24 protein-coding genes and 1 tRNA gene are annotated in these 25,751 nt (G+C 50.8%); 17 read left to right on the forward strand and 8 right to left on the reverse strand.

The features are described from left to right. Positions 1-47: 47 nt before the first annotated feature. A complete protein-coding gene (locus tag H8K43_RS00335; RefSeq protein ID WP_186902016.1) occupies positions 48-386 on the forward strand; it encodes a P-II family nitrogen regulator in 339 nt (112 codons plus the stop codon). Between the two features lie 22 nt (positions 387-408). Beyond that, positions 409-1,551 (forward strand): ABC transporter substrate-binding protein, encoded by a 1,143-nt coding sequence (locus H8K43_RS00340; protein ID WP_186902017.1) that lies wholly within the window; start codon positions 409-411, stop codon positions 1,549-1,551. Between the two features lie 65 nt (positions 1,552-1,616). Here the strand turns inward: H8K43_RS00340 and H8K43_RS00345 are convergent, their stop codons facing one another. Together H8K43_RS00345 and trxB are read right to left on the reverse strand one after the other, a co-directional pair. Further along, the gene (locus H8K43_RS00345; protein WP_186902018.1) at positions 1,617-2,264 is read right to left on the reverse strand and encodes a Smr/MutS family protein; all 648 of its coding nucleotides are present in this window, start codon (positions 2,262-2,264) and stop codon (positions 1,617-1,619) included. A 21-nt stretch (positions 2,265-2,285) separates the two neighbouring features. Further along, positions 2,286-3,230 (reverse strand): thioredoxin-disulfide reductase, encoded by a 945-nt coding sequence (gene trxB, locus H8K43_RS00350; RefSeq protein ID WP_186902019.1) that lies wholly within the window; start codon positions 3,228-3,230, stop codon positions 2,286-2,288. 255 nt (positions 3,231-3,485) lie between these two features. Between trxB and H8K43_RS19145 the strand changes: the two genes are divergently transcribed. The 4 genes from H8K43_RS19145 to serS all read left to right on the forward strand — a co-directional run bounded on the left by H8K43_RS19145 (position 3,486) and on the right by serS (position 9,292). After that, positions 3,486-5,831, forward strand: coding sequence for a DNA translocase FtsK (locus H8K43_RS19145; RefSeq protein ID WP_186902020.1), 2,346 nt, complete (start codon positions 3,486-3,488; stop codon positions 5,829-5,831). Between the two features lie 39 nt (positions 5,832-5,870). Continuing rightward, on the forward strand, positions 5,871-6,530 hold the full coding sequence (gene lolA, locus H8K43_RS00360; RefSeq protein WP_186902021.1) for an outer membrane lipoprotein chaperone LolA: 660 nt from the start codon (positions 5,871-5,873) through the stop codon (positions 6,528-6,530). A 13-nt stretch (positions 6,531-6,543) separates the two neighbouring features. Next, a complete protein-coding gene (locus H8K43_RS00365) occupies positions 6,544-7,848 on the forward strand; it encodes a replication-associated recombination protein A (RefSeq protein WP_186902022.1) in 1,305 nt (434 codons plus the stop codon). A gap of 145 nt (positions 7,849-7,993) precedes the next feature. Continuing rightward, positions 7,994-9,292 carry a serine--tRNA ligase gene (serS, locus tag H8K43_RS00370; protein ID WP_186902023.1) on the forward strand — a complete coding sequence of 433 codons (1,299 nt, stop codon included), beginning with the start codon at positions 7,994-7,996 and terminating at the stop codon, positions 9,290-9,292. A gap of 96 nt (positions 9,293-9,388) precedes the next feature. Here serS and H8K43_RS00375 read toward each other — a convergent pair whose 3' ends face one another. Then, positions 9,389-11,212: a GGDEF domain-containing protein gene (locus tag H8K43_RS00375; RefSeq protein WP_186902024.1), complete on the reverse strand. Its 1,824-nt coding sequence runs from the start codon at positions 11,210-11,212 to the stop codon at positions 9,389-9,391. Between the two features lie 390 nt (positions 11,213-11,602). Between H8K43_RS00375 and H8K43_RS00380 the strand changes: the two genes are divergently transcribed. Then, on the forward strand, positions 11,603-12,262 hold the full coding sequence (locus tag H8K43_RS00380; RefSeq protein WP_186902025.1) for an SIMPL domain-containing protein: 660 nt from the start codon (positions 11,603-11,605) through the stop codon (positions 12,260-12,262). 769 nt (positions 12,263-13,031) lie between these two features. Then, positions 13,032-13,478: a hypothetical protein gene (locus H8K43_RS00385; protein ID WP_186902026.1), complete on the forward strand. Its 447-nt coding sequence runs from the start codon at positions 13,032-13,034 to the stop codon at positions 13,476-13,478. A 5-nt stretch (positions 13,479-13,483) separates the two neighbouring features. On the opposite strand, the gene H8K43_RS00390 is transcribed toward H8K43_RS00385, so the two are convergent. After that, positions 13,484-14,641 carry an acyltransferase family protein gene (locus H8K43_RS00390; RefSeq protein WP_329604458.1) on the reverse strand — a complete coding sequence of 386 codons (1,158 nt, stop codon included), beginning with the start codon at positions 14,639-14,641 and terminating at the stop codon, positions 13,484-13,486. Positions 14,642-14,963: 322 nt separating this feature from the next. On the opposite strand from H8K43_RS00390, the gene udk reads away from it, so the two are divergent. The 3 genes from udk to H8K43_RS00405 all read left to right on the forward strand — a co-directional run bounded on the left by udk (position 14,964) and on the right by H8K43_RS00405 (position 17,265). Next, positions 14,964-15,605, forward strand: a complete 642-nt coding sequence (gene udk / locus H8K43_RS00395) for a uridine kinase (protein ID WP_162018345.1) — start codon at positions 14,964-14,966, stop codon at positions 15,603-15,605. 553 nt (positions 15,606-16,158) lie between these two features. Continuing rightward, positions 16,159-16,506, forward strand: a complete 348-nt coding sequence (locus H8K43_RS00400) for a hypothetical protein (protein WP_186902028.1) — start codon at positions 16,159-16,161, stop codon at positions 16,504-16,506. A gap of 243 nt (positions 16,507-16,749) precedes the next feature. Next, the gene (locus tag H8K43_RS00405; RefSeq protein ID WP_186902029.1) at positions 16,750-17,265 is read left to right on the forward strand and encodes a hypothetical protein; all 516 of its coding nucleotides are present in this window, start codon (positions 16,750-16,752) and stop codon (positions 17,263-17,265) included. 342 nt (positions 17,266-17,607) lie between these two features. Here H8K43_RS00405 and H8K43_RS00410 read toward each other — a convergent pair. From H8K43_RS00410 to H8K43_RS00425, 4 genes are all read right to left on the reverse strand, one after another. Further along, positions 17,608-17,697: transfer RNA gene (locus tag H8K43_RS00410), tRNA-Ser, on the reverse strand. Positions 17,698-17,815: 118 nt separating this feature from the next. Further along, positions 17,816-18,637 carry a 4'-phosphopantetheinyl transferase family protein gene (locus H8K43_RS00415; protein WP_186902030.1) on the reverse strand — a complete coding sequence of 274 codons (822 nt, stop codon included), beginning with the start codon at positions 18,635-18,637 and terminating at the stop codon, positions 17,816-17,818. Then, positions 18,630-20,699, reverse strand: coding sequence for a hybrid sensor histidine kinase/response regulator (locus tag H8K43_RS00420; protein ID WP_186902031.1), 2,070 nt, complete (start codon positions 20,697-20,699; stop codon positions 18,630-18,632). Before H8K43_RS00420 ends, H8K43_RS00415 begins: the two co-directional genes overlap by 8 nt. A gap of 16 nt (positions 20,700-20,715) precedes the next feature. Beyond that, the gene (locus H8K43_RS00425; protein WP_186902032.1) at positions 20,716-21,573 is read right to left on the reverse strand and encodes a phosphate/phosphite/phosphonate ABC transporter substrate-binding protein; all 858 of its coding nucleotides are present in this window, start codon (positions 21,571-21,573) and stop codon (positions 20,716-20,718) included. Positions 21,574-21,876: 303 nt separating this feature from the next. Between H8K43_RS00425 and H8K43_RS00430 the strand changes: the two genes are divergently transcribed. The 6 genes from H8K43_RS00430 to H8K43_RS00455 all read left to right on the forward strand — a co-directional run bounded on the left by H8K43_RS00430 (position 21,877) and on the right by H8K43_RS00455 (position 25,750). Beyond that, the gene (locus H8K43_RS00430; protein ID WP_186902500.1) at positions 21,877-23,073 is read left to right on the forward strand and encodes a molybdopterin molybdotransferase MoeA; all 1,197 of its coding nucleotides are present in this window, start codon (positions 21,877-21,879) and stop codon (positions 23,071-23,073) included. Beyond that, positions 23,070-23,327, forward strand: a complete 258-nt coding sequence (gene moaD / locus H8K43_RS00435) for a molybdopterin converting factor subunit 1 (RefSeq protein WP_186902033.1) — start codon at positions 23,070-23,072, stop codon at positions 23,325-23,327. The genes H8K43_RS00430 and moaD overlap by 4 nt, the downstream gene beginning before the upstream one ends. A gap of 1 nt (position 23,328) precedes the next feature. Next, positions 23,329-23,820 carry a molybdopterin synthase catalytic subunit MoaE gene (gene moaE, locus H8K43_RS00440; RefSeq protein WP_186902034.1) on the forward strand — a complete coding sequence of 164 codons (492 nt, stop codon included), beginning with the start codon at positions 23,329-23,331 and terminating at the stop codon, positions 23,818-23,820. Further along, on the forward strand, positions 23,817-24,200 hold the full coding sequence (gene crcB / locus H8K43_RS00445; protein WP_186902035.1) for a fluoride efflux transporter CrcB: 384 nt from the start codon (positions 23,817-23,819) through the stop codon (positions 24,198-24,200). Before moaE ends, crcB begins: the two co-directional genes overlap by 4 nt. A 148-nt stretch (positions 24,201-24,348) precedes the next feature. After that, positions 24,349-25,206 (forward strand): response regulator, encoded by an 858-nt coding sequence (locus H8K43_RS00450; RefSeq protein WP_186902036.1) that lies wholly within the window; start codon positions 24,349-24,351, stop codon positions 25,204-25,206. Between the two features lie 154 nt (positions 25,207-25,360). After that, positions 25,361-25,750 (forward strand): BlaI/MecI/CopY family transcriptional regulator, encoded by a 390-nt coding sequence (locus H8K43_RS00455; RefSeq protein ID WP_186902037.1) that lies wholly within the window; start codon positions 25,361-25,363, stop codon positions 25,748-25,750. Position 25,751: the final 1 nt, after the last annotated feature.

Genomic DNA, 25,751 nt, shown 5'->3' on the forward strand with positions numbered 1-25,751 from the left:
TGCCTTTCATTTCGATTAACAAATTTTGTGTATCAACAGGAGTCATCATGAAACAAATTACCGCAATTATTAAGCCCTTTAAACTGGATGAAGTACGTGAGTCTTTGGCAGATGTGGGTGTTACCGGCCTGACGGTAACTGAAGTGAAGGGCTTTGGTCGTCAAAAAGGCCATACTGAGCTCTACCGTGGAGCCGAGTATGTCGTTGATTTTTTACCGAAAATCAAAGTGGAAGTGGTGGTAGATGACAAAATTGCTGAACATGTGGTGGACGCCATCATCAAAGCCGCCCATACTGGAAAAATTGGTGACGGGAAAATTTTTGTGCAAAATGTAGAACAGGTAATCCGGATACGTACTGGTGAGACAGGTCCGGATGCAGTGTAATCCTAAATAAGTGAAGGCATTTATGAGGGGCATTTTAGGCTTATTGTTTGCATTTCTATTGCTGACGTCTGCTACCGTGGTCTATGCCGATTCCGGTGTGACCGACAGCAAGATCCTCATCGGGCAATCGGCTGCATTTTCTGGTCCCGCTGCTCAGCTGGGAATACAAATGCATGCGGGTGCCAAGGCGTATTTCGACCATGTTAATGCCATTGGTGGTGTGTTTGGACGTAAGATCGAATTGATCAAGCGTGATGATCAATATGAGGCGGAATTGGCGGCTGCCAACACCAAGGCATTGATAGAGAAGGACGAAGTCTTTGCCTTGTTTGGTTATGTCGGTACGCCGACCAGTAATGCGGCACTCCCGATTTTTACTCAGGCCAAGGTTCCTTTTTTTGCGCCATTTTCCGGTGCGCAGTCTTTGCGTGAACCGTTCAATAAACTGATTTTTCACGTCAGAGCCAGTTATTTCGACGAAACCGAGCATCTTGTTGTTCAACTCATGAATACCGGGATTAAGCAAATTGCGGTGTTTTATCAGAATGATGCTTACGGAAAAAATGGTTTGAATGGGATGGAGCGTGCGCTGAAAAAATTCAATGCCACTGTGGTGGATACCGCAACGGTAGAACGTAATAGTCTGGACGTGACCAGGGCAGCGGATCGCCTGCTGGCGAAGCGTCCGGATGCAATCGTACAGGTCAGTGCTTATGCTTCCTGTGCTGCACTGATACGTGAAATGCGCAAGCGCGGCTATACCGGACAATTTTACAATTTGTCTTTCGTTGGCAGTCAGGCTTTGGCTGATACGCTGGGCAATGATGGGCCTGGCGTGATGATTTCGCAAGTGGTGCCTTTCCCATGGTCTCCCAGCCACGCACCTATCGTCGCGGAATACACGAAAATTATGGCTAAGGCAGGCGTGACTGAGTTGAATTTCTCCAGTCTGGAGGGTTTTATAGCGGCCAAAGTGTTCGTGGAAGGCTTACGTCGCGCTGGTCAGCATCTTACGCGGGAGAAACTGATCACGGCGTTAGAAACCATTAATTTGAAGTCTTATGATGCCGGCGGTTTCAATCTGCAGTTTTCAGCCACAAATCATAATGGCTCAAAATATGTGAATATGACCGTGATCGGCAAAGACCGTAAATTCAAGGATTGAGGTGCGCCTGCTTTCTGTCTGGTGCTGTCAGTACCGAAAAAAAACTCCGGCATGCCGGAGTTTTTTTATGTCGCTGAACAGGATTTCAGCAGCACTATTAAGGCGCCAGAGCCACCATCTGCAGCCGTGGCCTGGCTAAATGCCAGTACTTCCTCTTTCTGTATCAGCCAGTTGCGCACTTTTTGCTTCAGAACAGGCTCTTTGTTGACTGAGCCCAGCCCTTTGCCATGTATGATGCGCACGCAGCGTATGCCATTTTTGACGGATTTACGCAGGAATTCCCCCAGGCTGTCACGCGCCTGATCGCGCCTGAGTCCATGCAAATCCAGCTGCGCCTGAATGACCCAATGTCCCTTGCGCAGTTTGCTGGTGACATCTGCACCTATGCCCGGACGCGCATAGCTCAGATTTTCATCCGTTTCCAGCAAGGAAGCCGGATCGAACTCATCCGACAGCGATTCTTGCAACGCTGCCTGTTCATCAGCCAGATGCTGGAAAGGGATAGGGGCTGGTTTAGCAGGGGAGTGCAGGTGTTTGCTGTCCGTTTTGAGTGGCGCCACATCACCGATACTGTTGCGGAAAATATTCGCCTCAGCTTTGGCCTTTTTTTCCTGGGCCAGGCGTTCCGCTTCCGCACGTGCACGTGCTTCCTGCTCTTTTTTTAATTGCTGCCCCAGCGTACTCAGGTCAGCAAAGCTTTTCAGTGAAGACATAGAACTTCAGGCCGGTTCTGATTACTCTTCCAGATAACGCTGTGCATCCAGTGCCGCCATGCAACCGGTACCAGCGCTGGTAATTGCCTGACGGTAGACGTGATCCTGCACGTCACCGGCAGCAAATACACCGGCCACGCTGGTTGCGGTAGCCATACCTTCAGTCCCGGTGCGTGTCTTGATATAGCCGTTATGCATTTCTAACTGACCTTCGAAGATGCTGGTATTTGGCTTATGTCCGATCGCAATAAATACACCGTGCAGCGGGACTGAAGAAATGACGCCGTCAGCTGATTTGATGTTGATGCCGGTTACGCCGCTGTCATCACCTGTCACTTCATCCAGCGTATGGTTCCATTTGATTTCTACTTTGCCCTCAGCGACTTTAGCCATCAGACGGTCGATCAGAATCGCTTCAGCACGGAACTTGTCACGCCTATGGATGACGGTGACTTTGCTGGCGATATTAGACAGGTACAGCGCTTCTTCCACCGCTGTATTGCCGCCGCCGACTACGGCGACTTCTTTGCCACGATAGAAGAAACCATCGCAAGTCGCACAAGCGGAGACACCTTTGCCCATGAAGGCTTGTTCTGATGGCAGCCCCAGATACTGCGCCGACGCGCCGGTGGCGATAATCAGTGAGTCGCAAGTGTATTCCGCCTGGTCCCCGATCAAACGTATCGGTTTTTCATCCAGCTTGGTGGTGTGGATGTAATCAAAAATGATTTCTGTATTAAAGCGTTCTGCATGTTGCAGGAAGCGCTGCATCAGCTCAGGTCCCTGCACGCCCATCGGGTCGGCTGGCCAGTTTTCCACATCGGTGGTGGTCATCAGCTGACCGCCTTGTTCCACACCAGTGATCAACACTGGATTCAGATTGGCGCGTGCAGCGTAAATAGCTGCAGAATAGCCGGCTGGACCTGAGCCCAGAATTAATACTTTTGCGTGTTTAGTGGTAGTCATAGCAGACCTGCATAGAAAAATTGTTTTGATAAGCGCGGCGCAAGTGCTTGTGCCGCGCCGCTGTTTTCCTGCTTACAGATGGCGTTGATGCCGTGATTTGCAAGAGATTTTCTTGTTTTAAGGAAAGCTCAGCAAATGCATGGGGCGAATTATAGTTCATCCTTCCTAAAGTCGCTGTCGACACGGGTTTGGAGACTCAGGCTGATCATGCTATCTTGTCAGTCTTTGCTGTCTGGATGATGAATTTCCTGATTTATGACTACGAGTAACGAAGCCTACACGCGCAACAGTAAAGCGACACCGCCGCCTCCGCTGCCTGGTCGCATGGTTGTGCTGGTGATGGAAGCGCGCTGGATTATTTTCGCTGCCTTAAGCATATGCCTGATTTTGATACTGTTCAGCTACTCTAAGCTGGACCCAGGCTGGTCGCAGGCACGTGAGGTCGTTCATATACACAATCTGGGCGGGAAATTCGGTGCCTGGCTGGCGGATGTGCTGTTTTATGTATTTGGTTTCTCAGCCTGGTGGTGGTGCGTGGCCTCGTTCCGCCAGGTGTTTGCATCCTATCAGCGCCTGTCAGGGCGTCTCGCGGTACGTCCGGATAATAAAGAGGAGCAGGAAAACCTGACCCATATCGTCGGCCGTATGACGGGCTTTGGCTTGCTGCTGGCTGGTTCTATGGGTCTGGAATTTTTACGCATGTACAGCCTGAATGTACAACTGCCGCTGGCACCGGGTGGTGTGCTGGGCAATATCATCGGCAGTCTGGCATTTATGTCGCTGGGTTTTACCGGCGCGACCATGTTGCTGCTGTTATTCGTCGCGATAGGTATCAGTCTGTATTTTCAAGTGTCATGGCTGACGATAGCGGAAAAAGCCGGTGCGGCAATCGAGTGGATTTTTGTCTTCGCACTGGATAAATACGCTGCTGCCGAAGATCGCCGGGTCGGGCAAACTGCTGCCGTCAAACGTGAAGAGGCGGTGGTGCAGGAACGTGCCAAGATCGTTGAGGCGGCACCGGTGCGCATAGAGCCTCAGGTCGTGGCGGTACAGCGCTCTGAGCGGGTAGAGAAAGAAAAACAGGTTTCGCTGTTTAACGAGCTGCCAGATACCAATTTACCGCCCTTGTCCTTGCTGGACGATGCACCTCCAGTGCTGGAAACCGTCAGCGTACAAACCCTGGAATTCACCAGCCGCCTGATTGAGAAGAAGCTTTCTGACTTTGGCGTCGAAGCCAAAGTGGTCGCGGCCTATCCTGGCCCGGTAATTACCCGCTATGAAATTGAACCTGCGACTGGAGTCAAAGGCAGTCAGATTGTGAATCTGGCGCGTGATCTGGCGCGCTCGCTGTCACTGACTTCTATCCGTGTGGTCGAGACTATTCCGGGTAAAAATTTCATGGGTCTGGAGCTGCCCAACCCTAAACGTCAGATCGTACGTTTGACGGAAATCCTGAGTTCCAAGGTTTATAACGACAGTGCATCCAGCCTCACGGTTGCCTTGGGCAAGGACATTGCTGGTCATCCTGTCTGCGCTGATCTGGCAAAAATGCCGCATTTGCTGGTCGCAGGTACGACCGGCTCCGGTAAGTCGGTGGGGATTAATGCGACCATTTTGTCTCTGCTGTACAAGTCCGACCCTAACGATGTACGCATGATATTGATCGATCCTAAGATGCTGGAGATGTCGGTGTACGAAGGTATTCCGCATTTGCTGGCGCCGGTGGTGACCGATATGCGCCAGGCTGGACATGCGCTGAACTGGGCAGTCGCAGAGATGGAACGCCGCTACAAGCTGATGTCCAAGCTGGGCGTGCGTAACCTGGCCGGTTATAACGCCAAGATTGCCGAGGCCATCCGCAAAGAAGAGCTGATTCCTAATCCTTTCAGCCTGACGCCGGACGCGCCTGAGCCTTTGGATAAATTGCCGACCATCGTGATTATTATCGATGAGCTGGCCGATCTGATGATGGTGGTCGGTAAAAAGGTAGAAGAGCTGATCGCACGTATCGCGCAGAAAGCCCGTGCCGCTGGCATCCACTTAATCCTTGCCACGCAGCGTCCATCGGTCGATGTGATTACCGGTCTGATTAAGGCGAATATTCCTACCCGTATCGCGTTTCAGGTCAGCAGTAAAATCGACTCGCGCACCATTCTGGATCAGATGGGCGCGGAAACCCTGCTCGGTATGGGTGATATGCTGTATATGCCGCCGGGTACCGGTTTGCCGGTACGCGTACATGGCGCTTTCGTATCGGATGAAGAAGTCCATCGTGTGGTCGAACATTTGAAAGCACAGGGCGAACCGAATTACATTGAAGGCATCCTGGAAGGCGGTGTGCTGGAAGAGGGCGCAGAAGGTGCTGCTGCTGGCGAGGGTGCGGGCGGTGGCGAGGCGGATGCCTTGTATGATCAGGCGGTCGCTATCGTACTCAAAAACCGGCGCGCTTCGATTTCTCTGGTACAGCGCCACTTGCGGATTGGTTACAATCGCGCGGCACGCTTACTGGAACAAATGGAGCAAAGCGGCATCGTATCGACTATGCAGTCTAACGGTAACCGCGAGATTTTGGTCCCGGCCGGTAATGCCGCCGAATCCTGATTTTGATCCCATGTCTGATTGAAAGATTGAAAGTATCTGATGTTGAAAACCGAATTTTTATCGCGCCGGCGTTTGCTCGGTGTTGTGGCAGCGATGTGCTGTGCCTTGCCTGTCTGGGCACATGCGTCTGCCGTTGAGCAATTTAAGACCTTTGTCGCTAACAATAAAACTGCCAGAGGCGAGTTTGTACAGCAGCAGGTCAAAATGGTGGATGGCAATGCCAAAGTCGTTAAAACCTTCCAGGGCAATTTTGTCTTTTCCCGTCCTGGAAAATTTATCTGGAATTACACCAAGCCTTACGAGCAGCATTTGCAGGCCGATGGCGAGAAATTGTATATCTACGATAAGGATCTGAATCAGGTCACCATCAAGGCCTTAGGCAATGCCCTCGGTGCCAGCCCGGCTGCGATCCTGTTTGGCAGCGCAGCTGCGGCTGATCTGGACAAGAACTTCACGCTAAAAGAAGCGCCAGCGCAGAATGGTATGGAATGGCTGGAAGCCATCGCCAAAGCGAAAGACAGCCAGTTCGACCGCATAGGCATTGCGATGAAAGACGGCGTACCGCAGGTACTGGAATTGCGTGACAGTTTCGGTCAGGTCTCGCTGGTGACTTTCAAAAGTTTTGAAAAAAATCCGGCGCTCAAGCCGGATCAGTTTAAATTTACCATCCCGGCCGGGGCGGACGTATTCCGTCAGTGAGTCGTTTGTGAACATGCATAAATCCCGCCCAGTGCCGCTGGCAGAGCGCATGCGTCCGGCCACGCTGGCTGATGTGATTGGACAGCAGCATATTCTGGGTGAAGGCAAACCCCTGCGTCTGGCCTTTGCCTCCGGCGAACCGCATTCCATGATTTTATGGGGCCCGCCTGGCGTCGGCAAAACTACGCTGGCGCGCCTGATGGCGGATGCCTTTCATTGTGAATTTATCGCTTTATCGGCTGTACTGTCCGGTATTAAAGACATACGCGAAGCGGTGGAGCGTGCGCAGATATTGCAGGCGACTTCGCAGCGCCGCACGATATTATTTGTCGATGAAGTGCACCGGTTTAACAAGTCCCAGCAAGATGCTTTTCTGCCGCATGTAGAGAGTGGCTTATTCACCTTTATTGGCGCGACCACAGAAAATCCTTCCTTCGAAGTTAATAGCGCCTTACTGTCGCGCGCTGCGGTTTATGTGCTGAAGTCCTTGCAGGATGCGGATCTGGAGCAGATGGCCGTGCGCGCTTGCGAACGTGAGCTCGATGGTTTGCAACTGAGTGCGGAGGCTTTGGTCAGCCTGGTCGCCAGCGCGGATGGTGATGGCCGTAAGCTCCTGAATAATCTCGACATCGTCGCCCATGCGGCGGCGGCCAAGCAGGTGACTCAGGTCGATCAGGGCTTGTTATCGGAATGTCTGGGCGATGCACTCAGACGCTTTGATAAAGGTGGGGACGCCTTTTACGATCAGATTTCAGCATTGCATAAATCGGTCAGGGGATCTAATCCGGATGGCGCGTTGTACTGGCTGGTCAGGATGCTGGATGGCGGCGCCGATCCGCGTTATCTGGCGCGCCGCATCGTGCGCATGGCAGCCGAAGACATCGGTCTGGCCGACCCGCGTGCCTTGCGTATTACGCTGGATGCAGCAGAAACCTATGAGCGTTTAGGCTCGCCCGAGGGTGAGCTGGCGCTGGCTGAGGCGGTCGTATATCTGGCGTGCGCGGCTAAGTCGAATGCGGTCTACAAGGCGTATAACGCGGTGCGCGCTTTGGTGGCTAAAGATAAGAGCCGGGTTGTGCCTGAGCATCTGCGCAATGCGCCGACTAAACTCATGAAAGAACTCGGCTACGGCAAACTCTACCGCTATGCGCATGACGAACCAGATGCCTATGCGGCTGGCGAAACTTATTTGCCAGAAGGTTTGGAAGGCGAGTCCTGGTATCACCCGGTGCCGCGTGGACTGGAAATCAAGATAGCTGAGAAGCTGCGCTATTTGCAGCAACTCGATCAGGACGCTCTGAGCCGCAGCAAAAAATAAACTGCTCATCGCCACTTGCGCTGAACAAGCACCGGCGCAGGCGGTATGCAGCATGCAGCCGCCTTTAGTGCCCGGTTTCTAGGGATTTCCGCTTTCCCTTGCTACAATACCGGATTCGACCATTTTCTCCTCCTGGCAAGACACCATGATAGATATTCAACTTCTGCGTAAAGACATCGATACGGTGGCGGCACGGCTCGCTACCCGTAAATTCCAGCTCGACGTAGCGACTTTTAATGCGCTGGAAGCAGAGCGCAAACAAATTCAGTCACGCACTGAAGAATTGCAAGGCAAGCGCAATACCCTGTCCAAACAAATCGGTATGCTCAAGAGCAAAGGCGAAGATGCCTCTGCAGTAATGGCCGAGGTCGCTGCGATTCCTGAAGAAGTGAAAAAATCTGAAATTCGTCTGGCAGAAGTGCAGGCGCAGATGACGGCATTCCTGCAGGCGATTCCAAATCTGCCGCATGAATCCGTGGTGGTCGGTCAGGATGAAAGTGCCAACGTGGAAGTGCGTCGGGTTGGTACGCCACCAGCGTTTGACTTTGAAGTCAAAGACCATGTCGATATTGGTTCTGCACTGGGTCTGGATTTTGATACAGCAGTTAAACTGACAGGCTCACGCTTCTCGGTCATGAAAGGTGGTATCGCACGTCTGCATCGCGCACTGGCGCAATTCATGCTCGATACGCAAACTGTAGAGCACGGCTATACCGAGGTGTACACACCTTACATGGTGAACGCTGATTCCATGCGCGGTACCGGCCAGTTGCCTAAGTTTGAAGAAGACCTGTTTGCCGTGAAAAAAGGCGGCCAGGAAGGTGAGGGCGAAACCCTTTACCTGATCCCGACCTCTGAAGTGACTTTGACCAATACCGTGCGCGATGAAATTCTGGCTGCGGATGCCTTGCCAGTGAAGCTGACAGCACACACACCATGCTTCCGCTCAGAAGCAGGCAGCTATGGCCGTGACACACGCGGCATGATACGTCAGCATCAGTTTGATAAAGTCGAAATGGTGCAAATCGTTCATCCGGAAAAATCGATGGAAGCCCTCGATGAAATGGTCGGCCATGCAGAAGCTGTGTTGAAAAAACTCGGTCTGCCTTACCGTGTAGTCAGCCTGTGTACCGGTGATATGGGCTTTGGTGCGACCAAGACTTTTGATCTGGAAGTATGGCTGCCAGCTCAGAATACTTACCGTGAAATTTCCTCGGTGTCGAATATGGAAGCCTTCCAGGCACGCCGTATGCAGGCCCGCTTCCGCAATGCGCAAGGCAAGCCTGAAATGGTGCATACGCTGAATGGCTCTGGTCTGGCGGTAGGGCGTACACTGGTCGCCGTACTGGAAAACTTCCAGCAGGCGGATGGCTCGGTCATCATTCCTGAGGCACTGCGTCCTTACATGGGTGGCATAGAAAAATTGTCGCCAGCCGAAGCCTGAATTTTGCCAGTCGCGGTTTGAATGTGAAAACGCCTGATCGTAATCAGGCGTTTTTTTTTTATTACTGCTCAGGCTAACTGCGGTTTCTGCACAAACTCATTCAGAGCGTCGGTCTACAAACAGGCTGTTGCCGTGGATTTTCTTGGCTTGTTTTTTCGCATCCGAAGCCGCGAGTGAAATCTGATGGTGCGAATAAAATTGTCGGTCCTGCGCCTTGACCACACCCAGTGACAGGCTGACCAGCGGATAAAATACTTTTTTCCCCTGGCGGTCTTCGCTCAGATAGCCGCCGCGTTCGCGGTCTTCATTGCTGTAAAAATCCTGAATTTCCAGCGCAAAGCTGTCGAGGATGGCGCGGCAACGTGTTTCCCAGTCCGTGCTGCGAAACAGGATAATAAAGTCATCGCCACCGATATGACCGATGAAATCCTGCTTCAGATCACAGTGTTTTTTCAGTACCTCACTGGTCATTTGTATGATGTCGTCACCACGCCGGTAACCATACACATCGTTGAAGGGTTTGAAGTGATCAAGGTCGCAATAGCAGGCGCAGAATTTCTCCTGTTTTTCCAGTAATTGCTCAATATGCTCATTGATTGGGACGTTGCCCGGCAGCTGGGTCAGCGGATTGGCATAGCGTGCTGCATTAATCTGCATTTGCGTGATCTCGCGCATCAGATCCGGACCGGTGCAGATGCCTATGTACTTGCCATTTTCGGTCAGCATGATGCCATTGATCAGATGGTCAGGATTGGCCTGCACGATGATATGGCTGACTTCCTGCATGCTGGTGTGTTTGTCGACAATGATAGGATGCGCATCCATAAACACGCGGCACGATTTTTTACCATACAGCTCGCGCTGATATGGCCGCGCAAAGCTGTCTATCATGTGATAGCGGTTGATAATACCAACCGGCACACCGTCATCGACAACAGGCAGCATTTGCAGTTTTGGATTTTCCAAAAATATCGCATCGACCTGATTATTCAGCATCGATGATGGAATAGTCGGCGAGGTGCGTAAAATTTTTCCAACCGCTGATGAGGTTTCCATCTGTTGATGCTGACGCTTCCCGGAATGATAAGTATGTGCCGACAGGGTTTTAGCGACTTCAGCAGAAATAGAGCGGGTAGGTGAAGGATGCGGGCGCGCGATATGATAACCCTGGCCACAGGCGACGCCGATTTCTCTGACCGCCAGCAATTCAGCCTGAGTCTCTATGCCCTCAGCGATCACGCGCGTGCCTGACTTTTCCGCAATCGATTGAATAGAGCGTACAAATTGCGCCTTCACCGCATCATTATCTATGCCCTGAATGAAGTGCATGTCTATCTTCACATACTCAGGCTTCAGCTCTGACCATAATCTGAGACTGGAAAAACCTTCACCCAGATCATCAATCGCGATTTCAAAACCCATATTCCGGTAATGCAGCACCGCGTCTAATAACAGCGCGTAATCGTGGGTAGGCTGGTACTCGGTGAGTTCGATGATTACACGGTCAGGATTGATGCCGATCTGATGAATAAAATCCAGCGTCTCGCCATAGCGCGCATCTCTTTGCATCAGGCATTCCGGGCTCACATTCAGAAAGATTTTGCCCGGCAGTTTTTGCGCAGCGAATTGCTCGAGTACTACCTGTCGGCACAGGTGTTCAACTTGTACCGTCAGGTTATTTTCAGCTGCGGCTTTAAACAAATTGATAGGTGAATGCAATGCTGAATCAGACGGGCCGCGTATCAGGCCTTCATAGCCGAGTATGCTGCCATCGGACATTTCTATGATGGGTTGAAAACGCGCAGTCAGCAACCGCTTGCTGATGATGTTTTGTAGCTGAAAGCGTAACGCAGACAAATCCGCCTGGTCAAACTGGCTTGCGTGCAAAGCTGGAGAGGCATGCCCAGCGGCGGCGGACATGTTGCCCTCAAATATGACGCTTTCCATGGAAACAATTCCTAAAAAATCCTGGCCTGCCAGTGCGACATGTAAGTACAGCAGGCTTTATGTGTAAATTGCCCGCAAATATAGTCAGGAAATATGACCTCTTCATGTCATTATTGATTTTTGGAAATATTAACTGACCTTAAAGAGTGGCTTGAGTTGGCTTGCTCGGTTGTTTGGTGATCGGCTATTTGGCAACCCATTTCATTATTGCCAATTCCAGCGCCCAGCTTTAAAATCAGGTGTCAGTTTTTTAATCTGAGTGCGCTATACGACATTATCATTCGACAAATAAGTCTCGTCGTTGAAACAAATCGCAAGCTATATTCGATGAATTTACATTTGAGACAGTCAGGAGAATAGTCAGTGTCAAGTAATCGTAGGTCAGCTGCGCCAGACAGGGAGCACATTACCGTCGTTGGTGAGGCAAAGATTGACTTCGTGCCGACGGTGGTTGAAGTCAACGTCTCAATTTCCAGAACTGAGGAAACGGCTTCACTGGCCAAAGCCAACGTCGATCAGAGAGCAGCTCGGGTCATCACATTGGCAAAAGAGTTTGGTGTCGCTGCAACAGAAATCAGAGCATCAGACCTGTCAGTTTCTCCTCGTCGCGAGTATAGAAACGATGAATATCAGCACATCGGTTACTCTGCCGATTTACAAGTCGATATCAGGCTCCGTGAAATTAAAAGCTTCCCGAAACTTCTCGGAATGCTTATTGATGTTCCTGTTGACCGAATCCTTAGCATTACGCCTAAACTGGAAGATGAATCGGCAGCAAACCAGGCCGCACTTGCCACAGCCATTGAAGATGCAAAAGGCAAGGCGGCAACCATTGCTCAGCAATTCGGGGTTCAGCTGGGAAACGTATACTCTATAGTGGCACTTCCTAAAGAAGAACATTTTTACATAGGCGGGGCAGCCTCACGCGCCAGCCAGGAAGATGCCTGTTTTGAACCTGGAACCATCGCGGTTGAAGGTCGAATCGAGGTGACATTTTATCTGGCTGAGCCTGACCCACGTTGAGGCCAGCCGCAGCTATTGTAAATGTTTAGCTGGCCTGGAAGCCCTTTTGTGATTGGTTTGAAGTTGGTCCAAAACAGTTGTTATAGCTCATTCAATTCGAGTTGAAGTCGACGGAATACCATCGTAAAAGTGATATGGATGGTCTCTGGCGAGGGTGGGTGGGCACATAGCGTTACGATTGCGCCGTTGTTGCTCCATTCATGGTCTTTTTTTGCGAATAAGCCTGGACGAAGGGCTGCAATCAAACATGTAGCAGGCCGGAGCAGAAATCAAGATGATACGTTCCTCACACGCGGATCTATCCTCGCTTCAAGTGGGCCTACTTTCGGAAGGCTCCTATTACGTGCTTTAGGCGTTGCGACATGTTTACACGACTTATCAAACAGTGGTAGCTCATTGAGTCGCTGCTGGACATTTCAGCCGCTGAAATTTGTTCAGCCACATCGTTTCATCACTATCTCGAATTCATTGATCATAATGAATTCGAATTGGCCCTTGATGTTCTTGAAGACGTAGGTGTCGAGAACGGAGTCTCTGTTGAGTATTGGCGAAATCTTAAAATGGCGGCTGAAATAATGGGGCTGCAAGAGCGATACGCTCAATTGACCGCGTATATTCGCCTCGCCTTTGCGAGTGTTATCAACGCGAAGAAATCTGAGAAGTCATCATCTGTTTAGTCATGAATATAAATCCTTCTTTGCGCCAAACACCTGACCTGTCAGTAAGGGATTGAATGATACGACCTCTGAACACACACGCTAAACGCCCCATGCTCAAATCACATCATTCACCAATGTTAATTAAACGGTCTTTCTGGCTGGCCCTGTGTGTAGGGGGGCTTGCGCAATTTGCTTTGAAGCTTATCCTCCCATTCGTCGTTCTGTTTGGGATTCGCTTGTTCTCGCTGACAACGGAAAACAACTCTCTTTGGCTCGAGCATCCAAACAATAGTAGCCATCCAGTCTGGTATGTGCTGCAAGGCGCAGTTTTTCTTGGGGCATGCCTGGCGGGTTGGCTTGCAGCTTGGCTCTCCCCCGGGAAGTCGCGATTGCTGCCAATGGTCCTTATCCTGCTGAGTTTGATTGCTACTGGATTTGAGCAGTTTCCAATGCCTATGTCATCAATGGTGATGTTCATCTGGGCTGGTACACCATGTGCCGGACTTTTTCTCGGTTGGCTGCTGCCCCAGTTGCCTGGGCGCAGCAGCAATATGTAAATTGGTCAGGTGATCCTGTTCTTGATACGCATAAACGGCCGTTCGACTGCATACCAGCTGATGCTTCCTGCGATCACTGAAAGTATGAAGACGGTGATTATTGCCAGCGCCAGGTTTATATGTGGGTGGTACCACAGCACGATTTTATTGACAGGCCATGCGTACAGATAGGTGCCATAAGAGACATCGGGCAGGGTGTTGAAGCTATGCATCGCTTTTGCGTGCAGTGCAAAATACAAGATGGCATAGCTGCCAAAAAGGCTGAGGGCTGGTTCTGCCATTGTGTGCGAGAAAAACAAGCCGCTGCAAAGGGCAAGTGAAGCCCAGGCCAGCTTACTGTTCCAGCGCAGTTTGTCGTGGTATAGGCAGAAACATCCACCTGCCGAAAATGCCATCACCAGGCGCATATATATTTCAAACTTATGCGGCGCTCCATTCAGCTTGATCGCGACATACGCCAAAGTGCATGCAGTCCACAATAACAGCCAGCTCCAGCGCTTATTGAGTAAGCCCAGCATCCCGCAAAACAGCACAAGCAAATAGCATTTGAATTCATAGGGGATGCTCCACATCGAGCCATTAAGTGCCGGATACTGCGTATTGGGAAACACTTCTGGATGCCCGCCCAGACTTAGTTTCAACATGCCAGAGAAAAACTGCTGCACATTAAATTGTTGGAAGTAATCCGGCGTACTGAATAAAGGCCCGATGAGCAAAGCGCAGATCAGGCACGAGGCAATGAAGCCCGGATAAATTCTGAGCAGACGGCTGCTCAGGAAACTGACAAATGCCGGTCGCTTGAGCCAGCTTTTGACGATCAAAAAGCCACTCAGGATAAAAAAACAATCGACTGCCAGTTCGCCAAATGAAATCGTCCCAAAAATTTGCGTCAGAATTTCATGGCTGCGATTGCCATCCTGCAGTTCCGGAACATGAGACACAATGACCAGGCTGGCAAAGAGAAATCTAAGAAAATTGAAATTGTTTTGGAACTCAGGCTTATTCATAGAGAAGAGGTTGTCGCTCTGATTGTATAGGTTTGTCAGTTGCCAGGACGCGGGGTTGCCCCCTATGTCCGCAGTGGTCTGCGAAAAGCTTCGTTTGCATTTTTTATGTTTCGATTTAAAAAACGAAACAACCAAACAACGAAACAACTTGAGCATGATGTGCTCAAGACCCGGTTATTTTGGTCGGGCTGACAAAAAAGTTTTCCATCATATCTGCATCCGCATATGGATGCCAGTGCTGAGCAAATATTGGTAGATTTAAATGTCTGGTTTGTTTTGCTAATCGCTGGCTGGCTTCTGATCCCGCTTTCAGACTGTCGGGTGCCGCCAAAGCAGCGCGGTGCTTGTTTTGGGCGTGGAAAGCGATCCTGCACTTCGTCTGGCAGCCTGCCAGATCGTCCTCCTGATCAGTAGATTGACACGGCTTTCTCGCAGTCCCATCCCTGTCAGTTCAGCCTCGCATCTGGTATCATTCGGCATGAACAAGATTTCTTTCCATCCATTTGTAATTGGTGTCGCTGGCGGCAGCGGCAGTGGTAAGTCTACGGTATCCCAGCAAGTGCTCGCGTCGTTTGGCGCCGATATGGTCTCGGTGGTGATGCAGGACGATTACTACTGCGACCAATCCCATCTCAGCCCTGAAGAACGCCGCAGGCAGAACTACGATCACCCACAAGCTTTCGACTGGCCTCTGCTGGTGCAGCACGTCCAGGCCTTGCGCAATGGCGAAACCATCGCAATGCCTGAATACGACTTCACGATCGATAACCGCTCCAACCGCACCATCCCCGTGAAGCCCGCGCCTGTCATCGTGATCGAAGGCCTGTTTGCTTTGTATGATGCCGATTTACGCAATCTGATGTCGCTCAAGATTTTTGTCGATACCGCGTCTGATGTGCGTTTCATCCGCCGTATGCAAAGGGATATCACCGAGCGCGGCCGCAACGTAGAGAGCGTCGTCAGCCAGTACATGGAAACGGTACGCCCTATGCATCAGCAATTCATAGAACCAACCAAGCGCCACGCCAACGTCATCATTCCGCATGGTGCTAACGGCCCTGCAGTCGACGTGATTACCACCAAGGTAGCCAGCGTACTCGACCAGTTAAAGCAAAACTGATTGTCCGGCGTAAGCGTCAAATGATGCTTACGCCATACTCAGCACATTCCCGGCAATATACTTAAGCGCCACGCCTGCGTGTATTTACGCAGCGCAGTGGCGCTTTTTCTTGTGCGGATCAAGCCCGGAGCAATTGGTCACTCTTTGCTCTTGTGTGTAGAAAAATGGTACGGGTAAGAAAATAAAAAAGCCTATAAGGCTTATGCGCTTAAAGGCTCTGTGTCTTGGTGGAGGGGGGGGGCATGAGCCGTTTATATACAATGCTTTTAAAGCACGCTACCATGACTAATTGCATTATTTGTATTCTCCAGTATTCCCACGAGAATCAGTCAAAAAGCGGTTTCGAATTGAGGGGAATTATCCTTGCTTCAAATTAGTTTTCAATGTCACTCTCAATGAGTGTAGAAATCTTGTTTTTATGAAGGTTGAGCGTTTATTTGCTGCTTTCAACCCTGCAGCTGAACCCGGATGTAAAGCTGGATTGTCTCTTGCAATTCCCCCTGCCTTATCAGCGAATCAAATTACAACATGTTTTCCACCGAAGGAGTGATCTGTGAAATATATTTCATCCCCTTTGTTTTGCAGTAGTTTCACATTTACATTGGTATTGCTTTGGACATTCTGTATTCATCTGGGGCTTGTCTCTGCAGAAGGCGGACTATCGAATTTACATCTCAGTGAAATATTTAAATACTTTATCGTTGCTTTGCTTTTATCTGTGCTGATTTCAATCTATGGCGTTTCAAAAGGCGCATCTGAAAAAAGAGTGTTATGGATATATCGTGTTTGGGGTGGCTTGTTACTAGCCGTGGGCACTTTTATCTTCTTTTGTTTCTCGGTTTCTGGTTTGATCTTAGTGGGCCTTGCCCTTACTTTTGGATCTGGTCGTGCTGAAGAATAGGTGGTGTATTGACGATGCTTGCAATAGCGTCTGATCAAGCCGACATTAACCCGATTAGCGCCCTGCAATCTGTCTGGGGATATTTAAATCATAATCCACTCCACATTGTTTCATTTATGACTATTTTATTGGCATAATTGCTAAATATCTCGACAATTCTGATTTTTATATTTTTTTCCCGAATTTTGATTGCGGATCTATTTTTTTAACAAATAAGTTTTAGTTATTTGGAATGCTATTTGTATGAATATTAAGAAAGTATTGATTTTAAGTACGTTTTTATTTGTGAATTTTTCCATGGCGGGCGAATTGACTGGATATCAAAATACCAATCAATTCGTACATAAGAGTACCTTTAAAAAATCCACAAAAAGTTTTTTTGGAAGTTCACGTGGTACTTATACTTGGGAAAATGGACTGGTCTACGATCAGGTCATAATGGCCTTGTTGGGGCCGCCTGATGATATTAAAAAAATAGAAGGAACGGAGTTTTATCTTGCATCAGCGTGCCAGGTGCATAACTGTGGAGTAAAAGCGGCGGTAATCTTGAGTGATATTCAGAATCCTGTCGCATTTGCTATTATTCATACAGAAAAGTGCCCTGTTAAGCCTGTTCTTAGTGAATGCAACCGTTATGAAGAAGTGACAATTTTTACTAAACAAGTTGAAGCAGATTTTAAAATTAAAAGCTACCTCACAGAATGGGCTGAAAGTAAAGTTGGAAAGCTAAAATCTGTTAATGTAAAGGTAATTAAATAAAATAAATATTCAAGCACTTTTGTCGTTTATTTAATATTAAATATTAGTGGGGATGATGAAACGATACATGATGCATGACGGCACATTATTCGTGGGTGGAGGTGGAGTCCAGTATGCCGATGTACGCCGGCCGCAAATATTGGAAAGCTGAACAGAGCGCAACACGTTAAGAGACTGAGGCTAAGAATGATAAAACTTTCCAAATAGCATCATCTCTGGCAGCCAAGGCAAAGCAAGAAGCACGCACCTTTGTGCACGCTATCAATGGCATACTGAGTCGCATACCGATTACAGGAAAAAACAAAAAAGCCCTTGAATTTCAAGGGCTTTTTTACATTAACTTGGCGGAGAGGGGGGGATTCGAACCCCCGATACCTGTTACAGTACGCCTGATTTCGAGTCAGGTACATTCAACCACTCTGCCACCTCTCCGGCTTTGGTTGTTCGTCATAAACGAAGCGTGCGAGTATAGCAAAGAATCCTGATTTTTTCCAGTTCGTGTTGCGTATGCGTAAAGTATTTCTGTTCTGGCGTTCAGGGCAGGGGATATTCAGCGCGTTTCGTTCAGGTAGCGCTCCAGCAGTGTTGCTGCGGGCAGCTGCTGGATTTGTAGCTGGCTGCGATGGGTGGAGTGAAAGGCAATCGCCAGTTGTTGCATGCTCTGGCCGGATGCGCAGGTGTGCAGATGGAATTGCCAGCCGTTTAGCGGTATGCCTTCCGGGGCGCTGATCAGGCATGGGTGGTTCTGCCTCAGACTCAGACTGAATTGCAGCGGGTCTAAGCGGTAACCCATGCCCAGTGCTTTGAGTAAGGCTTCTTTGAGTGACCAGTAAGCGATGAAGCGTGAATCCGGGTCCGGGTGGGACAGGATGTCCTGGCGTTCTGCTGGGGTGCATACGGTAGCGCACAGGTGTTCCAGCTCAGGAAATGCCTGGACCACTTCGATATCCACGCCCAGCTTGCAGTCTGGCGCTAAGGCCTGGCGGCTGAGTGCGACCAGGATCTGATGTTCATTATGCGACAGGCTCAGATGGTAGTTGGTCTGGTTAAGCTGCAGGCTGGGTTTGCCGAGTTGATCCCTGACTATCCGGATCTGATGGATCTGCGAACAAGGGAGCTGAAACAATTGGGCTGCCAACAGTTTGCTCAGTGCGCGGCCTCCCAGAAAGCGCTGTTGATCGCCCAGATGCTGATACTGGTGCAGGCGCGAGGTTTCTTCCTGATCCAACAGATGCAGAAGCTGATTGCGATGCTGCGCCACTTCGGCGGTGGCGATCTGGCTCAGGTAAATACTGACTTGCAGAGGTTTTTTGTTCCATACCATCGCGCCTGGAAGTTGACTGAGCCAGAGTGACAGGCGCTGATTAAACATGTCCGGCTGCGCTGCTTGTTAACCCCGCGACTGGCTGTGCAGCGAGCTGATTCAAAACTTCGTACAAGACCTGGCGGTTGATTGGTTTTGTCAGGTAACCGTCCAGCCCGACTGCCATTGCTTCCTGCTGCTCGCTGGCCAGTGCAGAGGCGGTCAGCGCATAGATCGGTGTGCGTTGCCGCTCAGGTGACTGTTGTTCCAGTTGCCGTATCATTTTGCTGGCATCCAGTCCGCCCATGACTGGCATTTGCATGTCCATCAGGATCAGGTCAAAGCGGTCTTCTTTCCAGCGCTCGACGGCTTCCTGACCGTTATTGGCTAACACGGTCTGATGGCCTTGTTTAGCGATCAGGCTCAGGATCAGGGTCTGATTCACAGTATTGTCTTCGGCGATCAGGATTTTAAGCTGGCGTAATTCGTGCTGAGCCGGTGCGCTCGCGACTGCCTTTTTATCTGCGGAAGATTGACGCGGAAATACGGCAGGGATGGTCAGGCAAAATTCACTGCCCATGCCGGGCACGCTGTTGAGCGTAATGCTGCCGCCCATCAGTTGCGCCAGCCGGTTGCAGATGCTCAGGCCCAGACCGGTACCACCGAAGCGTCGCGTGGTCGAGGCATCTTGCTGCGAAAATGCGTCAAAGATACGACCTTGCTCGGACACGGGAATGCCTATGCCTGAATCTTTCACCATGAAGTGCAGATGCGCCGTATCTTCTGCGTGGGCTGGTGGAGTCAGTTTTGCGCGTAACACGACTTCGCCATGATCGGTAAACTTGAGCGCATTGCTGAGCAGATTGTTCAGTATCTGGTTCAGACGGGTAGGGTCGCCGAGTATGATTTGCGGGATGTCTGACGCAATTTCTGCGCGTAGCGGCAAATGTTTTTTCTGGGCGTTCAGTTCGTGATTGGGAAGTATGTCCTGCAGTAATTCCGGTAAGCGTATCTCTATCGCTTCCATCTCTATCTTATTCGCTTCGATTTTACTGAAATCGAGTATGTCATTGATGATGACCAGCAGATTATTCGCAGAGCGATGTGCCATTACCAGATAATTGATTTGTTCTTCGTTGAGCTGGGTATCTAAGGTCAGCTCCAGCATGCCTATGACACCGTTCATTGGTGTGCGGATTTCATGACTCATATTGGCCAGAAAACTGCTTTTCGCCTGGTTGGCGTTTTCTGCTGCGGTTTTTGCCAATTCCAGTGCGGACCTGGATTTTTCGCCTTCTTCCACCAGTTTGCTGATGGTGGCGATGACGGTGGCAATATTGTCGTCTTGCTCCATACGCTTGCGCGAATCCGGCACCAGGCTGATCAGGATCTGGCGTAAGGAGTTTAAGGTGCTTTCCCGCTCGCTGAGTTCAGCTCTGAGCTGGCTGGCGGTATTTTGCAGTGTCAGCAGTGTCTGCCTGAGTTCTATCGGTGCGTTTTGGATCAGGTGCTCATATTCGACGTCGCGACCTTCTGAGGTGCCGAGTTCCAGCATTTGGCTGGCTTGCAAGGTGCCCAGCCAGCGTTGTAGCGGAAACCAGATCAGTACCAGTCCGCCGATAAAACTGGCGAGTGTCATCAGTATCGCGACTTTGATCATCTGCCACATTTTCTGGGCGATTTCGAAGTTGTCAAAACTCAGACGCAATACGCCATAATCCTGGCCGCCAACGCGGATAATCCGGTTATCGTCGAACAGATGGCTGGCTACGCGGGCTGTGATCCAGTCGGGGATGTAGCCGCGCAGTTCGCTGGTTTTTTCGCGGCTGCTAATCAGACCGTTTTGCAGCGGGATGAATTTAGCGGATGAATAATTAGGACTATTCACCATACGGTCCAGCGTGCGTTTGATCGTGTCGTAATCGCCGATCACTGCACTGTCAGTGATGGTGTGGGCAGATACCTCCAGCATAGAAGCTGCGGATTCCTGCACATCTGATATCTCTTGGGTGAAGCGGGTCTCGTAGTAAACCGAAATAGCACCCAACATAAACACCAGCCAGGTCACGCTGTATAAAGCGTAGACCCGCAACACCAGTGATTGAGGCAGCAAATAGCGCAGAAAGGACACAAAGAACTCCGTTCAGTTAGCGCAGGCTGGCTGGCGCATTTTGATAAAAGCGCTTATAGCTCGCGTATTCGCTGTTATCGGCCGGAATGAAATAGTTATCGGTACTTAAGCCCACTTTTTGTGATACCTGGTGCAGGATTTCTCTGCCTTGCGGGTCGTTTTTCATATTGAAAAAAGCATTGGCGACAGCTTTGACTGTGCTGTCACTGACTTTGCCCGAGGCCATCAGTGCCAGATCATGATAGGGCTCGGACGACCACAAGATGCGGAATTTCTTTTTTTCACGCGTGGAGTAACTGTCGATCAGCTGGGAATTGCCACCTACCGCCTGCACCTTACCGGCAAACAGCTGGGCCAGTGCGCCATTTTGATTGCCGCCGAAAACGACATTCACGTCTATCCCCTTACTGATTAGCTGTGCCATAGGGACTTTGTAGCCTACCAGCGCTTCTGGTCCCGGGAAGGCGACACTTTTGTCTTTCAGTTGCTGTAACTCAGTGATGCCAGAGTCCGCCGGAACCACGATTTGTCCGGTCACTGAGGGTATATTCCTGCGACCAAAGACCTTCCATCCCAGCTTCTCCCGTTCGGGGGAAAATAAATGGTTGGTGAATGCAAATTCGACTTCCTGTGCCAGCACAAAGCTGGTGGTGTCAGCGCTGGTCCTGCCGATTTTGAGGCTGAGCTTAACGCCGCTTTTTTCGGAAATGTAATTAATGATGGGATTCCAGTAAGCGGCAGTCAGATTGATATCGTATTGATTGACTGGCGAGAAACGGTAAACCGTCTCTTCTGCACTGGCGACACTGGTCAAGAAAGCGTTGGATATCAGTACAGCAGCAGCCAGCTTAGGTATGGACAGGACGAGGCGCATCGTTAGTCTCCGGATAGCAGGAAAGTTGTTTTCATTATAGCGACATGATCGAAGGAAATATTAAAATGTTTCCGAAAGAGAACTCAACTTTGATCCAGTTAAACTAAATTGACGACATTTATGCCTCAATAAGATATTTTTTGTCGAAATTCCAGATCGTGAACAATTGTTAGTCATATCTTAGCGCCTAAATCTAGTCGCTAAATGCATACATTGCGCTGTAGCGCGACAGGATAGAGGCAGACCGGATACAATCCAGCTCTGCTGATTTGTATTGCTTTTACTATGACAACAAAAACAAACATGCTGAGTGTCGCGCAGGCGCTGGACCATATGCTGAGCCGTGTCCGTACCTTGAGCGCAACAGAAACAGTCGCAACGACGGATGCGCTGGGCCGCATACTGGCCAGCCCTCTGTATTCACAACTGCATGTGCCGCCGCAGGATAATACCCAGATGGATGGCTATGCCGTGCGTGCCGCCGACTGCGCGTCTGGCCATGCGCGTTTGCGTATCTCGCAACGCATCCCGGCTGGCATCGTAGGGCAGCCTTTGGAACCCGGCACCGCAGCCAGAATATTTACCGGCGCGCTGATACCGCAAGGAGCGGATGCCGTGGTGATGCAGGAGCAATGCGAGTCTGATGGCGATGCTGTTGTGATTCGCCATCAGCCAGCAGCCGGGGAGTGGGTACGACGTCAGGGTGAGGATATCCGCGCCGGGGCGACCATTTTAGAGGCTGGAACCGTGCTGCGTGCGCAGGAAATGGGACTGGCCGCCTCGGTAGGGTTGGCAAGCTTACCTGTGTTACGCCGTCCTAAAGTCGCGATTTTCTTTACCGGTGATGAACTCGCCATGCCCGGCGATACGCTGCGACCTGGTGCGATTTATAACTCTAACCGCTATACCCTGACTGGCTTACTGCAAGGTTTAGGCTGTGATATCACCGATCTGGGCATCGTCCCGGATAATCTGGCAGCAACCCGCGCCGCACTGCGCCAGGCGGCAGAAGGGCATGATCTGATCATCACCTCTGGCGGTGTGTCGGTGGGTGAGGAAGATCACGTCAAACCTGCGGTGGAAGCTGAAGGGCAGCTGGCGATGTGGCAGATTGCGATGAAGCCGGGTAAGCCCCTCGCCTTTGGTGAAGTCGGCAGCGCATTTTTCATCGGTCTGCCTGGCAATCCGGTGTCCAGTTTCGTGACTTTTCTGCTGTTTGTACGGCCGTTCCTGTTGCGTTTGCAGGGCGTAAGTCGAGTAGCACCTCAGACTTACAGTATGCGTGCCGATTTTGACTGGTCTAAGCCGGATCGTCGCAATGAATTCCTGCGTGCACGAATCAATGCAGACGGTGGGCTGGACCTGTTTCCGAATCAAAGCTCTGGCGTATTAAGCTCTGCAGTATGGGGAGATGGTTTAATTGATTTGCCCCCTTCGCAAACGGTAGTGCGCGGTCAGATGGTAAGTTTTATTCCTTTCAGTAGTCTGGGTGTCGTATGAAAATTCAGTGCCGTTTTTTTGCCAGTGTCAGAGAAGCTTTAGGTGCCTCCTTTGAGGAAATCGAGTTGCCGCCAGAAGTCACCACAGTCGCTGCCGTGCGTGCTTACCTGCGTCAGCGTGGTGGCGTGTGGGACGAGGTTTTGTCGGATAAAAACTTACTGCGCACTGCTTACAATCAGCAAATGTGCGCAGCGGATACCGTACTGACCGAACAATGTGAAGTGGCTTTTTTTCCGCCCGTGACCGGAGGCTGAGATGGTGGTCAGAATACAGACCGCAGATTTTGATGTGGGCGCAGAGCTCGCTGCGTTGCGCAGTGAGCAGCCCGCTATCGGTGCTGTCGTCAGTTTTGTCGGCCTGGTCAGAGACATCAATGAAGGTGCTGAGGTTAGTGGGCTGGAGCTCGAGCATTATCCCGGCATGACAGAGCAATCCTTGCAGGACATCCTGAGCCTGGCCGCGCAGCGCTGGCCTGTAATGCGCAGCCTGATCATCCATCGCGTCGGGCCCTTGTTACCGCTCGATCAGATCGTATTGGTGGCGGTCGCGACGCGCCATCGGGGTGATGCATTTGCCGCCTGCGAATTCATCATGGATTATCTGAAGACCCGCGCACCTTTCTGGAAAAAAGAGCAAACCCCGGACGGTGCACGCTGGGTGGATGCACGAGAAAGCGATGAGCTGGCCAGTCAACGCTGGCAGGATGCCGCTGCGGCTGCCACGCTGTCGCAACAGGGGGCACTATGAATGCGCTAGGGATACTGGCGGTCGGTATCGGTGCGGCGTTTGGCGCCTGGTTGCGCTGGCTGCTGGCACTCTGGGGCAATCAGGTCTGGGCGCAAGTCCCGCTGGGAACGCTGATTGCGAATCTGGGTGGTGGTTATCTGATCGGACTGGCGGTTGCATTCTTTAGCAGCTATCCCGATTTGTCACCCGCCTGGCGGCTGTTTGTGATTACCGGCTTTTTGGGTGGTTTGACGACTTTTTCGACCTTTTCTGCAGAGTCCATGCAATTACTGCAAAAGGGCGAAATTGTCTGGGCGCTGGCACATGCCAGTTTGCATTTACTGGGTTCGGTATTGTGTTGTTTCGCAGGTTTTCTGAGCTACCGCGCGCTCTCAGCTTGACTTGTCGCATGCAGGGCACCAGTCTGCATGGTATGATTGCATAACAATTTGATAGCTTTTGCCTGCTGTATGCATGTGTCAAGCCTGTCTCTTGCTTGATTCGTCTACATAATTTCATCCATTTTCTGACTCTTTGTTGCGCCAACAAATGATCACTTCAATTTCAGCCGCAGTACCGGAAAGCCAGCGTTTTTTCATGCAACTGGCCGGTTTTTCCGGTGCCGAGCAAGAGCTGCTGCAATCCACTTTCCGCCTCACCAGCCGCCGTACTTTTTTATATGAAGTCGCTGCCGTGGCCGATGTCAGACCCGATATCTACCTGATCAATGCCGATCATCCCGAACTGACACGTCTGCTCCATGAATGCGCACCCAATGTACATGCGCCAGCCATGCTGATCGGCAGCCCCGCAGTCTTACTCTCAGACTGGCCCTGTTTGCCTAAGCCTATACAGTGGATGCGCTTGTTCGAACAGCTCGATGAGCAAATGATGCTGGCGCTGGCTGAACGCAGCCGTCGTCAGCAGGATGCAGCCTGGGATGGTGCCAGCTTGCGGCGCGAAACGGACCGTGTGCTGTCTTTGTCTGAGGCCGTGCTGAGTCCACCGCCGATGGAGTCTGTGCTGGTGGTCGATGACAGTGCCACCGTGCGCGCAGTGATGCGTAAAAAGCTGGAACCCTTCCGCTTTGATGTGGATTTTGCTGAAAATGGCGAAGATGCCGTGTTGATGGCGATGAAAAAATCGTACACCTGTATTTTTCTCGACATCATGATGCCGGGCATAGATGGCTACGCAGTATGCAAGCAAATCAAAGGGCATCCGCGTACCAGTCAGACTGCAGTGGTGATGCTCAGCAGTAAGTCTTCTGCCTTTGATAAATTCCGTGGCAGTTGGGCTGGCTGTGATGCCTATCTGACCAAGAGTGTGGACGAGGATGAATTGCTGTCCACCATTGCGCGTTTCTTGCCCAGCGCCAGACAAGTGCTGCATGCCAGAACGGCCTGAATACAGGTGGGGCACCGCGCAGGCTGAGCTTGCGCGGCAAGTCCGGCAGCAGTTTTTCAGCAAATTCCAAAATGTAGAAAAAAAGTTCTAGACAAAATTTTCTAGAACATTTATTCTGCTTCCATTCTGACTCTATCCTGATGAATGGAACTGCATGTCTACCCCAATTTCCCGCACTGTCCCCAAACCTACCGCTGCCGAATTGAATCTGCTCAAGGTGTTGTGGCAACACGGCCCGCTAAGTGCCAAGCAAGTTCACGAAATCGCGCAGGCCGATAAGCCCGATCTGAATTACGCCACCGTATTGCGGCAATTGCAGATCATGCATGGTAAGGGTATTTTGACGCGCGATGAAAGCCTGCGTTCCCACGTCTATGCGCCCGCTCAGGAAGCCGATTCCCTGCAAACCAATTTGCTCAAAGACCTGATACAGAAAGTCTTTGCCGGTTCCGGCAAGGCACTGGTGCTGGCTGCTTTACGTGGCGGCCATGTCTCGGCTCAGGAACGTGCCGAAATCGAAAAAATCCTGAAAGAGGAAAAATAAT

Source organism: Cognatundibacterium curvum (genome assembly GCF_014284235.1).
GTDB classification, from domain to species: domain Bacteria; phylum Pseudomonadota; class Gammaproteobacteria; order Burkholderiales; family Burkholderiaceae_D; genus Undibacterium; species Undibacterium curvum.